The following is an 11,005-nucleotide window of genomic DNA, read 5'->3' as shown; positions in this document are numbered from 1 at the left end:
TGCCGCAATCCTCAATGCTGCACACGTTCAAACGGACGAACCGCGCGGCGCGATCTTCCTGCAATAGGCCTTCCGGCCATCCAGTGGAGCATATATGCTATTGAACGAAACTCAGAGCGCGATCAGGGACGCGGTGCGGGCATTCGCACAGGACCGGATCAGGCCCAACAGCTTCGCATTCGAATCGGCCAAAGCCTATCCCGACAGCCTCTTTGAAGAAATGGCGACCCTGGGCCTGATGGGCATGACCGCGCCCGAAGCCGTGGGCGGGGCAGGGGCCGACTATATATCCTATGCACTGGCGCTGATGGAGATCGCTGCGGCTGACGGCGCTCTCTCGACCATCGTCAGCATCCAGAACAGCCTGATCGTCGCGGGTTTGCTGAAGGACGGCACGCCGGCGCAGCAGGCGCGCTTCCTTCCTGACTTGATCGCCGGCCGCCTGATCGGCGCATTTGCCCTCACGGAGACCGACGCGGGTTCCGATGCGTCGGCGATCCGGACGCGGGCCGTGAAGGTGGAGGGCGGCTATGTCCTCAACGGCGGGAAACAGTTCATCACGTCCGGCCGCATCGCCGGTATTGCCATGGTCTATGCCGTGACCGATCCGGCGGCAGGCAAGCGCGGCATCACCGCCTTCATCGTGCCTACGGACAGCAAGGGATATGCGGTCGACAAGGTCGAACATAAATTGGGCCAGGCCGCGTCCGATACATGCGCGATCCGCTTCGATGATCTGTTCGTGCCCGATGACCTGCGGCTGGGTGCGGAAGGCGCGGGCTATGGCATCGCGCTGGCCAATCTGGAAGCGGGCAGGATAGGGATTGCCGCGCAATGCATCGGCATGGCGCAGGCCGCTCTCGACATCGCGATCGGCTATGCCAAGGAACGCAAGAGTTTCGGCAAGCCGATCATAGATCATCAGGCCGTCGGTTTCAGGCTGGCCGACCTGGCCGCGAAGCTGGAGGCGGCCAGGCAGCTGGTCCTGCATGCCGCCTCGATGAAAGATGGACATCTGCCATGCCTTGCCGAGGCGTCGATGGCGAAGCTGGTCGCGTCGGAGACCGCCGAAACCGTCGTTTCCGGCGCGCTCCAGACCTTGGGCGGCTACGGCTATCTTGAGGAATTCGGCGTCGCAAAAATCTATCGCGATGTCCGCGTATGCCAGATTTACGAGGGAACGTCCGATATTCAGCGGATGGTCATCGCCCGCTCACTCTAGGAGGTACAAAACATGACCGACGACCCCGTCGTGATCCTTGGCTATGCGCGCACGCCGATGGGCGGCTTCCAGGGCGCGTTGTCCGGGATGAAGGCCACGGAACTGGGCGCTGCCGCGATCAGGGCTGCGGTCGAGCGATCCGGCATGGAACGCTCCATGATCGATCGGGTCTATATGGGCTGCGTCCTTCCCGCGGGCCTGGGGCAGGCTCCGGCGCGACAGGCGGCGCTTGGCGCCGGATTGCCCCAGTCAGCGGAGGCGACGACAGTCAACAAGATGTGCGGCTCAGGCATGCAGGCGGTCATCATGGCGGCGGAGGCGCTTGCCTCGGGCGCAGCGGCAGCGATCGTTGCGGGCGGCATGGAAAGCATGAGCAACGCGCCCTATGCGCTGCCAAAACATCGCGCCGGTGCACGCATCGGTCATGATCGCGTCATTGACACGATGATGATGGACGGCCTTGAGGACGCTTATGCGCCGGGCAAGCCCATGGGCGCCTTTGCGGAGGACGCCGTCCGCGAATATCAGTTTTCGCGTGCCGAGCAGGACGATTATGCGCTGCGTTCGCTCAGCCGCGCGACCGATGCCATCGCAAGCGGCGCTTTCGCGCATGAGATCGAGCCCGTCCGCGTGCCCGGCCGGGGCGGCGACGTCATTGTCGATACGGACGAACAGCCCGGCAAGGCCCGACCCGACAAGATTCCTTCACTAAAGCCGGCCTTTCTCGAAGGCGGCACGATCACCGCCGCCAATGCCTCGTCCATTTCCGACGGTGCGGCTGCCCTGTTGTTGACCCGTGCCAGCGTCGCGGTGAAGCACGGTCTGCCCGCCATCGCCAGGATCGTCGCGACCGCCGCACATGCCCACGATCCTGCAAAGTTCACCACGGCCCCGGTCCCGGCGATCCGCAAGCTGCTGGAGAAAACGGGCTGGTCCATCGGGGATGTCGATCTGTTCGAGATCAACGAAGCCTTCGCGGTCGTCGCCATGATCGCCGCCAGGGATCTTTCCATTCCCGCAGACAAGCTAAACGTGAACGGCGGCGCGACTGCCCTCGGCCATCCAATCGGCGCATCGGGTGCCCGCATATTGGCGACGCTGCTCGCAGCATTGCAGAATCGCGGGTTGAAGCGTGGCATAGCTTCATTGTGCATTGGTGGGGGTGAAGCTACCGCGATCGCCGTCGAACTGATGTGACCCGAAGCAGATTGAAGGAGTAGGAATATGGATCTCACGAACATGCCGGCGATTGTCACTGGCGGCGCTTCGGGCCTCGGCAATGCGACGGCCCGGATGCTGGCAGCAGCAGGCGCGAAGGTCGCCATTTTCGATCTGAATGAGGAGGTCGGCCAGAAAGCGGCGCAGGAACTGGGCGGCGCCTTCTTCAAGGTCAACGTGGCCGAGGACGAAAGCGTCGCCGAAGGGCTGCGCCGGGCTGCCGAGAGGCATGGCACGGCGCGCATCCTGGTCAATTGCGCGGGCATCGCGCCCGCGGTGAAGACCGTCGGCAAGGAAAATGTGCCGCACGCGCTGGATATCTATCGCCGGACGATCGAAGTGAACCTGATCGGCACCTTCAACATGATCTCGAAATTTGCCGCGCAGCTTGCCGCCGCGGAGGAAATCGAGGGCGAGCGCGGCGTGATCGTCAACACAGCGTCGGTCGCGGCCTTTGACGGGCAGATCGGGCAAGCCGCCTATTCGTCGTCCAAGGGCGGCGTGGTTGGCATGACGCTTCCGGTGGCGCGCGATCTCGCCCAGTTCAAGATCCGCGTGATGACGATTGCTCCCGGCATCTTCCTGACGCCAATGCTGGAATCCTTTCCGCAGAATGTCCAGGATGCCCTGGGCGCGCAGGTGCCCCATCCCAGCCGGCTCGGCAAACCTTCCGAATATGCGCAGCTCGTCGAAAGCATCATCCGCAATCCGATGCTCAATGGCGAAGTCATCCGGCTGGATGGCGCCATCCGCATGGCCCCGCGATGACCGAGACGCACAATGGCCTGCGGGTCGAGCGGGACGGCGCCGTCATGCGCCTCACGCTCGACCGGCCGGCGGTCGGCAACGCCATCGATATCCCGATGGCGCGCGCCTTCATGGATGCGGCCATCCTCTGTGATGAGGATGACGGCGTGCGGTGCGTTTTGATCAGCGGGGCAGGCCGGCTGTTCTGCGCCGGCGGCGATGTGGCCGCATTTCACGGGGCGGGCGATGCGCTGCCATCATTCCTGAAGGAAATTACCGCCTATCTGCATTCGGGCATCGCCCGGCTTGCACGCATGGACAAGCCGGTCGTGACCGCCATCAATGGTCCCGTGGCGGGTGCGGGCGTCGGCCTTGCCCTTCTGGGCGACATTGTCCTGGCGGAGCCCGCAGCGCACATCACCCTGGCCTACACCGCGATCGGCATGGTGCCCGACGGGGGCACGACCTGGCTTCTTCCTCGGCTGGTCGGCCTGCGAAAGGCGCAGGAAATGATGCTGCGCAACCCCAGGATCTCGGCGGAGAATGCCGCGGCCATGAACCTCATCACTCGCGTGGTCGCGGAAGGAACCCTGGCGACCGAGGCCGATGCCATTGCGCTGGAGCTGAGCAATGCCGCGACGGGCGCGATCGGCGCGACGCGCGCGCTGCTGCTCGATGCCTTCACGCGACCTCTGGAAACACAGATGGAACTGGAAAGCCGCGCGATCGCCGCCCGCGCCCGGACGTTCGAAGGCCGAGAAGGCATTGCCGCGTTCGTCGAAAAACGTCCGCCGAATTTCCATCAGGAGAATAGTAAATGACCGATGCCTTCATTGTCGCAGCGGCGCGAACCGCAGGAGGGCGCCGAAAGGGTGCCTTGGCGGGCGTGCATCCCGCCGATCTGGGCGGCATGGTGCTGGACGCGCTGGTGGAGCGGTCCGGCATTGATCCCGCCGCGATAGAGGATGTGATCGCCGGATGCGTCAGCCAGGCCGGCGAGCAGTCTTTCGCCCTCGGCCGCAACATGGTGCTGGCGTCCGGCCTGCCCGACAGCGTGCCTGCAGTCACGATCGACCGGCAATGCGGCTCCTCCCAACAGGCGCTGCATTTCGCGGCGCAGGCCGTGATGTCAGGCACGCAGGACCTGCTCATCGCCGCTGGTGTCGAGAGCATGACCCGCGTGCCGATGGGATCGAATTATACGCTGCATGCCCAGGCCGGAATGGGCCAGGGGCCCTGGAGCCGCCGGATACTGGACCGTTACGGCGTATCCGAATTCAGTCAGTTTCATGGGGCCCAGGCGATAGCCGACAAATATGGCTTCAGTCGGGAGGATATGGATCGCTACGCGCTGGAGAGCCACAGGCGGGCGGCAGACGCGATCAAGGCTGGTCTCTTCCGCGAAGAGATCGTGCCCGTGCATGTCGATGGCACGATTTTCGACACGGATGAAGGCGTGCGCTTCGATGCCTCGCCAGAGGGCATGGCCGGGGTGAAGCCGATCATCGAGGGCGGCGCCATCACGGCGGCGAACGCCAGCCAGATGACCGATGGCGCATCGGGGGTTCTGGTGGCGAGCGCGCAGGCGGTGAAGGACCATGGGTTGACCCCTATTGCGCGCATTCATTCCCTGGCGGTCACTGCCGGGGACCCGGTCATCATGCTGGAGGAACCCATTCCCGCGACGCGCAAGGCCCTGGCCAGGGCCGGCATGACGCTGGAGGATATCGATCTCTTTGAAGTGAACGAAGCATTTGCTTCCATTCCCATGGCCTGGCTCAAGGCGCTGGGCGCCGATCCCGCGAAACTCAATGCCAGGGGTGGCGCGATTGCGCTGGGCCATCCGCTTGGCGCCAGCGGTACCAAGCTCATGACGACGATGATCCACGCCCTGCGACAGCAGGGCAAGCGGTGGGGCCTTCAGACCATGTGCGAAGGCGGCGGCATGGCCAATGTCACCATCGTGGAGGCGTTGTGATCATGCCCCGCACTTATGAGACCATCCTGGTCGAACGACGCGACGCCGTGACGCTGCTGACATTGAACCGGCCCGATGCGCTGAATGCCCTCAACAGCCAGGTTCTGGCCGACTTCACGGATGCGTTCGCCGAATATGAACGGGATCCCGATCAGAGATGCCTGATCGTGACCGGCAGCGCGAAGGCGTTTGCCGCCGGCGCCGACATCAAGGAAATGGTCGAGAAATCCGGCGCCGATTTCTTCCTCCAGGATTTTTTCGCCGGGTGGCAAAATCATGTCGCCGCGGCGCGCAAGCCATGGTTTGCCGCTGTGGCCGGCTTCGCACTGGGCGGCGGATGCGAACTTGCGATGATGGCGGACTTTATCATTGCGGCCGACACGGCGAAATTCGGACAACCGGAAATCAAGCTGGCCGTGGCGCCTGGCATGGGCGGTTCACAGCGTCTGACACGCGCCGTGGGCAAGGCCAAGGCGATGGACATGTGCCTGACAGGCAGGATGATGGACGCGGCGGAAGCGGAAAGGGCGGGTCTGGTCACCCGTGTCGTGCCCGCCGACCAGCTCATCGACGAAGCGTTCAAGACTGCCGCGGCGATCGCGGCGATGCCGCCCATGGCCGCGATGATCAACAAGGAAATGGTCAATCTCGCCTTCGAGACGACCCTGTCCCAGGCGCTGATTACCGAGCGGCGACTTTTTCAGATCCTGACGGCGACCGAGGACAGGCTGGAAGGCATGCAGGCGTTCGTCGAAAAGCGTGCCGGCAAATGGCGCGGCCGCTGAACGGCAGGGGGTAGGGAGAATATATGCGTACACGTTTCACGGACCTGATCGGCGTTCAATATCCGATCGTGCAGGGCGGCATGATGTGGGTCGGGCGGGCCGAACTCGCCTCGGCGGTGTCGAATGCCGGTGGTTTGGGCATGCTGACGGCGCTGACGCAGCCCACGCCCGACGATCTGCGCCGCGAAATCGATCGGTGCCGGGCCATGACCGACAAGCCGTTCGGCGTGAACCTGACCATCCTGCCGTCCGTGTCCCCGCCCCCCTATGCCGAATATCGCAGGGCGATCATCGACAGCGGCGTGAAGATCGTCGAGACGGCAGGATATAAGCCGCAGGAGCATATAGACGATTTCAAGGGGAACGGGATCAAGGTCATCCACAAATGCACGGCCGTCCGTCACGCATTGTCGGCAGAACGCATGGGAGCGGACGTGATCTCGATCGACGGCTTCGAATGTGCCGGCCATCCGGGGGAGGACGACATTCCGGGCCTCATCCTGATCCCGGCCGCCGCCGACAAGGTCAGGATCCCGATGATCGCGAGCGGTGGTTTCGGCGACGGTCGCGGCCTTGTCGCCGCCCTGGCGCTCGGCGCGGAGGGGATCAACATGGGCACGCGTTTCTGCGCCACCGTGGAGGCGCCGATCCATCCGCGGATCAAGCAGTTCATCGTCGATAATGATGAGCGGTCCACCAATCTGATCTTTCGCAAATTCCACAACACCGGCCGCGTTGCAAAGAACAGCGTGTCCGACGAAGTGGTTTCGATCAGCACGCGCGAAGACGCGGTCTTTGAAGATATCCGTCCCTTGGTATCGGGCGCCAAGGGACGTACCGCACTGGAGACCGGAGACGTCGATGCCGGACTCGTCTGGGCCGGGCAGGTTCAGGGGCTGATCCGCGACATTCCGACCTGCGATGCTCTGATCGCCCGTATCGTCGCAGAGGCCGAAGCGATCATCAGGGACAGGCTCGCCGGTTATCTGCGGCCCTGACCGGCTCTGGCAGGGCGCAGAAGGGGGCGAAGAATCCGGATTGGCTTGGGTCCAATCCGGTTGCCCCTAGTCTCTCCCTAGGCGTCCTTCAGCAAGCCCGCGATCATCGGCGCGATCTTGCCGACGATGATGGTCACCCCGGCAGGATTGGGGTGGATCGAGTCGGCCTGCATCAGCTTCGGATCACCGATCACGCCATCCAGGAAGAAGGGGTAGAGCGGCAGGTCGTAATCCTTCGCCAGCCGGGGATAGATGGCATCGAACTTCGCGCCATAATCCTTGCCCATATTGGGCGCGGCCATCATACCGGTCAGCAGCACGGGAATATGCCGCTGCTTGAGCTGGTCCAATATGGCGCGCAGATTCTTCTCGCTGTCCTCCGGCGGCAAGCCGCGCAGCATGTCGTTGCCGCCCAGGTCGAGCAGCAGCAGGTCGGGCTTGCGCGGCAGCCCGTCCAGCGTGAAGGCAAGGCGCTGCATGCCGCCCAGGGATGTTTCACCGGACACGCCCGCATTGTGGACCTGAACCGCCAGCCCCCCGGCTTTCAGCGCCTGTTCGAGGCGGAAGGGAAAGCTCTCATTCTGGGCCACGCCATAGCCGGCATAGAGGCTGTCTCCGAAGGCGACGACCAGCTTGCCGTCGGCAACCGGGGCAGCGGTGTTCCGGACCTCCGCCGTCTGTGCCGTGCCTTGGTTTCCCGTGGGCTGGCCCGAACAGGCGGTGAGCAATTGCACAATCGCCATGGCGCCCACATATATCGACCATCTTCCCGCCTTCATGGGGTTCCTTTCGCTGATGCACGGCTCGTCCACCCATGTCCATATTGCGATTGAAGCGCGCAATGTCACCCTTTCGCTCGGCACCCGCGAAGCGCCGACCCTGATCTTGAAGGGCGTGGACCTGTCCATTCCCCAGGGCGAAAGCCTGGCGATCCTGGGACCGTCAGGGTCGGGCAAGTCGTCGTTGATGGCGATCCTGTCCGGGCTGGAGCGTGCCAGCGGCGGCGAGGTGCGGGTTGCCGGGATCGATTATGGTCCGCTGGATGAAGACGCGCTGGCGCGGGCAAGGCGCGGGCGCGTGGGCATCGTGTTGCAGAGCTTCCACCTGCTGCCGACGATGACGGCGGTGGAAAATGTCGCCGTGCCGCTGGAACTGGCGGGATTCACGAGCGCCTTCCCTCGCGCGGCGAGCGAATTGGAGGCTGTGGGGCTGGGGCACCGGCTGCATCACTATCCGGCCCAGCTTTCCGGCGGCGAGCAGCAGCGGGTGGCCATCGCCCGCGCCGTCGCGCCGGCGCCGGACATCATCTTCGCCGATGAACCGACCGGCAATCTGGATGGTGTGACCAGCGCCGCCATCGTCGACCTGCTGTTTGCCCGGCGGGCGGCGAACGGCGCCACGCTGGTGATCATCACCCATGATCCGGCGCTGGCGGAGCGGTGCGACCGCATCGTGGAGATGCGCGACGGGCGCATCGTCGCGGATCGGCGCCCATGACGGATTTGGGTTGGGGCGCCTGCTGGCGGATAGCGCGACGCGACCTGCATCGCGGTTTCCGGGGATTGCGGTTGCTGTTCGTCTGCCTGTTTCTGGGCGTGGCGACGCTGGCGACGATCGGCGGCCTGACCGCCGCGATCACCGGCGAGATCGCGAGCAAGGGACAGCTGCTGCTGGGCGGCGACATTGAGGTGGCGATGTCGCAACGCGAGGCGAGCAGGGCGGAGAAGGCGGCCTTCCGGCGTGACGGGGTGGTGAGCGAAACGATCAGGCTGCGCGCCATGGCGCAGCGCGCGGGAGCGCAACGGGCGGAAGGCGCGGGCCCGTCCGCCGTGCTGACCGAACTCAAGGGCGTGGACGCGGCCTATCCTCTTTACGGCGCGCTGATGCTGAAAGGCGGATGGGCCGGGCCGATGCGCGCCGGTGAACTGGTCATCGGACAGGCGCTGGCCGACCGGCTGGACGTTAGGCCGGGCGACCGCTTGCGCTATGGCACGGCGACCTTCCGCATCCGCGACATCATCTCGGACGAGCCGGACCGGGTGGGGGAGGGCTTCACCCTGGGGCCGGTCGCGCTGACGTCGATGGAGGGCATCAGGCGCACTGGACTGATCCAGCCGGGCAGCCTGTATGAGAGCAAATATCGCATCCGCATGGCGCCCGGCGTCGATGCCGGCGCCGCGGCCGACAGGTTGAAGCGCGTCTTTCCCTCTGCCGGGTTCGAGATCAAGGATCGCGACGGCGCAGCGCCGGGAACCAGCCGTTTCCTCGAACGGATGGGGCAATTCCTGTCGCTGATCGGACTTGCCGCGCTCGCCATAGCCGGGATCGGCGTCGGCAATGGTGTCGCGTCCTATCTGGCGATCAAACGGGACGGCATTGCAACGTTGAAAATCCTGGGCGCATCGTCCGCCGACATCGCCCGCATCTACCTGATGCAGGTGGGCGCGGTTGCGCTGCTTGCCATCGCGTGCGGACTGGCGACGGGCATTGTGCTGCCGCTGGCGCTGACAACGGCGATGCGGGACATATTGCCGGTGCAGCCCGGTTTTGCCGTAGCGCCCTGGCCTTTGATCAGCAGCGCGCTTTACGGGTTGCTGATCGCCTTCATCTTCACCGTTCCGCCGCTGGCGCGAGCGCGGACCCTGCCGGCTGCCGCCCTGTTCCGGGATGTGGTGGACCGGCGGCGCGGCCTGGATCGCGCGAGCATGGTTGCGGTTGGCGCGGCGGGGGCTGCGCTCGTTGCGCTGGCCCTCGGCACGGCGAAGGAGCCGTGGTTCGCGGCGGCGATGCTGGGCGCGGTCGCCGCCGTGCTGACGCTGCTGACAGGGATCGGGCTGCTGGTGCGGCGGATCGCCCGCCGCCTGCCCCCGCCACGCCGCCCGCTGGCACGGCTGGCCGTCGCCAATCTGCACAGGCCGGGCGCGCAGACTTCAGCGCTGGTGGTGGCGCTGGGCCTGGGCCTGACGCTGTTCGTGACGCTGGCGGCGATCCAGTCGAGCCTCAGCGCGGAGATACGCAACACCGTTCCCCGGACCGCGCCCGACCAGTTCGTGCTCGACATTCCGATAGCGGCCAGGGATCGGTTCCTGACGCTGGTCGGCAAGGAGGCGCCCGGCGCCAGGGTCAACATGGTGCCGACATTGAGAGGGACCATCGTCGCCTATGGCGGACGGCGGGTCGCGGACCTCAAGCAGTTGCCGGAGGGCGCCTGGTTCCTGCGCGGTGAGCGCGGCGTCACCTATAGCGAGACCTTGCCGGAGGGTTCAGAGCTGGTGAAGGGCGAATGGTGGCCGCGCGATTATGCCGGGCCGCCGCTTGTCTCGCTGGACCGTCAGGCGGCGGAGGTTATGGGCGTCGGCATTGGCGACATGCTCACCGTCTCGGTGCTGGGGCGCGAGATAGAGGCGCGCATCGCCTCCCTGCGGCAGGTCAATTGGCAGACGATGGGTTTCAATTACATCATGGTCTTCTCGCCCCATACACTGCAAAGCGCACCGCACAGCCTGTCCGCGACGATCACGATGAAGGGCGGATCGCAAGGCGTGATGACGCGCGCCTTGCTGGCGGCCTACCCCTCCATATCCATCATCGCGGTGAGCGAGGTGGTGACGCAGGTCACTCTCCTATTGGGACAGATGTCGGCGGCGATCGTGCTGGCGGGATCGGTCGCGATCCTGGCGGGGATCGCCGTGCTGATCGGCGCCATCGCGGCTTCGCGTCAGGCGCGCGCCTATGATGGCGTGATCTTGAAGACGCTGGGCGCGACGCGCTGGCAGATATTGGGCGCACAGGGGATCGAATATGCGCTGCTGGCCGGGACCGTGGCTCTGCTGGCCCTGGCGCTGGGCCTGGCGGCGGGGTGGTTCGTGATCGTGCGGGTATTCGACTTCCACTGGGCGCCGGACTGGTTGCTGATACTCTCCACGCTGGGCGCGGGCGCAATGCTGACGCTGGGCATCGGGTTGCTGGGATCGATCCCGCTGATGTCGGTGCGGCCGGCAAGAGCGCTGCGGGCGCTGTGAGCTTTGGGTCCGGGTACAGCCGCCGCTCCAGCCCC

At 65.2% G+C, this 11,005-nt stretch carries 10 protein-coding genes; 9 read left to right on the top strand and 1 reads right to left on the bottom strand.

What is annotated here, in order from left to right; translation table 11 throughout:
- Window positions 1-94: 94 nt before the first annotated feature.
- The 7 genes from ACN9MX_RS21530 to ACN9MX_RS21500 are packed head-to-tail and all read left to right on the top strand — an operon-like array spanning window position 95 to window position 6,948.
- Window positions 95-1,222, top strand: coding sequence for an acyl-CoA dehydrogenase family protein (locus ACN9MX_RS21530; protein ID WP_363829124.1), 1,128 nt, complete (start codon window positions 95-97; stop codon window positions 1,220-1,222).
- Window positions 1,223-1,234: 12 nt separating this feature from the next.
- Window positions 1,235-2,419, top strand: coding sequence for an acetyl-CoA C-acyltransferase (locus tag ACN9MX_RS21525; protein WP_363829121.1), 1,185 nt, complete (start codon window positions 1,235-1,237; stop codon window positions 2,417-2,419).
- 27 nt (window positions 2,420-2,446) lie between these two features.
- Window positions 2,447-3,208, top strand: a complete 762-nt coding sequence (locus ACN9MX_RS21520; RefSeq protein WP_363829118.1) for a 3-hydroxyacyl-CoA dehydrogenase — start codon at window positions 2,447-2,449, stop codon at window positions 3,206-3,208.
- Window positions 3,205-4,008 carry an enoyl-CoA hydratase/isomerase family protein gene (locus ACN9MX_RS21515; RefSeq protein WP_363829115.1) on the top strand — a complete coding sequence of 268 codons (804 nt, stop codon included), beginning with the start codon at window positions 3,205-3,207 and terminating at the stop codon, window positions 4,006-4,008. Before ACN9MX_RS21520 ends, ACN9MX_RS21515 begins: the two co-directional genes overlap by 4 nt.
- On the top strand, window positions 4,005-5,165 hold the full coding sequence (locus ACN9MX_RS21510) for an acetyl-CoA C-acetyltransferase (RefSeq protein ID WP_363829112.1): 1,161 nt from the start codon (window positions 4,005-4,007) through the stop codon (window positions 5,163-5,165). The genes ACN9MX_RS21515 and ACN9MX_RS21510 overlap by 4 nt, the downstream gene beginning before the upstream one ends.
- Before the next feature lie 2 nt (window positions 5,166-5,167).
- Entirely contained in the window at window positions 5,168-5,950 is a 783-nt protein-coding gene (locus ACN9MX_RS21505) for an enoyl-CoA hydratase-related protein (protein ID WP_363829109.1), read from the top strand.
- 23 nt (window positions 5,951-5,973) lie between these two features.
- Window positions 5,974-6,948: an NAD(P)H-dependent flavin oxidoreductase gene (locus ACN9MX_RS21500; protein ID WP_363736400.1), complete on the top strand. Its 975-nt coding sequence runs from the start codon at window positions 5,974-5,976 to the stop codon at window positions 6,946-6,948.
- 77 nt (window positions 6,949-7,025) lie between these two features.
- On the opposite strand, the gene ACN9MX_RS21495 is transcribed toward ACN9MX_RS21500, so the two are convergent.
- Window positions 7,026-7,727: an arylesterase gene (locus ACN9MX_RS21495; RefSeq protein WP_363829106.1), complete on the bottom strand. Its 702-nt coding sequence runs from the start codon at window positions 7,725-7,727 to the stop codon at window positions 7,026-7,028.
- On the opposite strand from ACN9MX_RS21495, the gene ACN9MX_RS21490 reads away from it, so the two are divergent.
- Together ACN9MX_RS21490 and ACN9MX_RS21485 are read left to right on the top strand one after the other, a co-directional pair.
- On the top strand, window positions 7,726-8,445 hold the full coding sequence (locus tag ACN9MX_RS21490) for an ABC transporter ATP-binding protein (protein WP_414714646.1): 720 nt from the start codon (window positions 7,726-7,728) through the stop codon (window positions 8,443-8,445). The two genes, ACN9MX_RS21495 and ACN9MX_RS21490, sit on opposite strands and share 2 nt — an antisense overlap.
- Window positions 8,442-10,970: an ABC transporter permease gene (locus tag ACN9MX_RS21485; protein ID WP_363829104.1), complete on the top strand. Its 2,529-nt coding sequence runs from the start codon at window positions 8,442-8,444 to the stop codon at window positions 10,968-10,970. Before ACN9MX_RS21490 ends, ACN9MX_RS21485 begins: the two co-directional genes overlap by 4 nt.
- Window positions 10,971-11,005: the final 35 nt, after the last annotated feature.

The organism is Sphingobium sp. R-21, from assembly GCF_049913335.1.
GTDB lineage: Bacteria > Pseudomonadota > Alphaproteobacteria > Sphingomonadales > Sphingomonadaceae > Sphingobium.
The sequence above is the reverse complement of the archived record's forward strand: the minus strand, read 5'-3'. Positions and strand labels throughout refer to the sequence as shown.

Coding starts and splice junctions, on each gene's coding strand:
- ACN9MX_RS21530 (WP_363829124.1), top strand. CDS start 95: ATGCTATTGAACGAAACTCAGAGCGCGATCAGGGACGCGGTGCGGGCA.
- ACN9MX_RS21525 (WP_363829121.1), top strand. CDS start 1,235: ATGACCGACGACCCCGTCGTGATCCTTGGCTATGCGCGCACGCCGATG.
- ACN9MX_RS21520 (WP_363829118.1), top strand. CDS start 2,447: ATGGATCTCACGAACATGCCGGCGATTGTCACTGGCGGCGCTTCGGGC.
- ACN9MX_RS21515 (WP_363829115.1), top strand. CDS start 3,205: ATGACCGAGACGCACAATGGCCTGCGGGTCGAGCGGGACGGCGCCGTC.
- ACN9MX_RS21510 (WP_363829112.1), top strand. CDS start 4,005: ATGACCGATGCCTTCATTGTCGCAGCGGCGCGAACCGCAGGAGGGCGC.
- ACN9MX_RS21505 (WP_363829109.1), top strand. CDS start 5,168: ATGCCCCGCACTTATGAGACCATCCTGGTCGAACGACGCGACGCCGTG.
- ACN9MX_RS21500 (WP_363736400.1), top strand. CDS start 5,974: ATGCGTACACGTTTCACGGACCTGATCGGCGTTCAATATCCGATCGTG.
- ACN9MX_RS21490 (WP_414714646.1), top strand. CDS start 7,726: ATGGGGTTCCTTTCGCTGATGCACGGCTCGTCCACCCATGTCCATATT.
- ACN9MX_RS21495 (WP_363829106.1), bottom strand. CDS start 7,727: ATGAAGGCGGGAAGATGGTCGATATATGTGGGCGCCATGGCGATTGTG.
- ACN9MX_RS21485 (WP_363829104.1), top strand. CDS start 8,442: ATGACGGATTTGGGTTGGGGCGCCTGCTGGCGGATAGCGCGACGCGAC.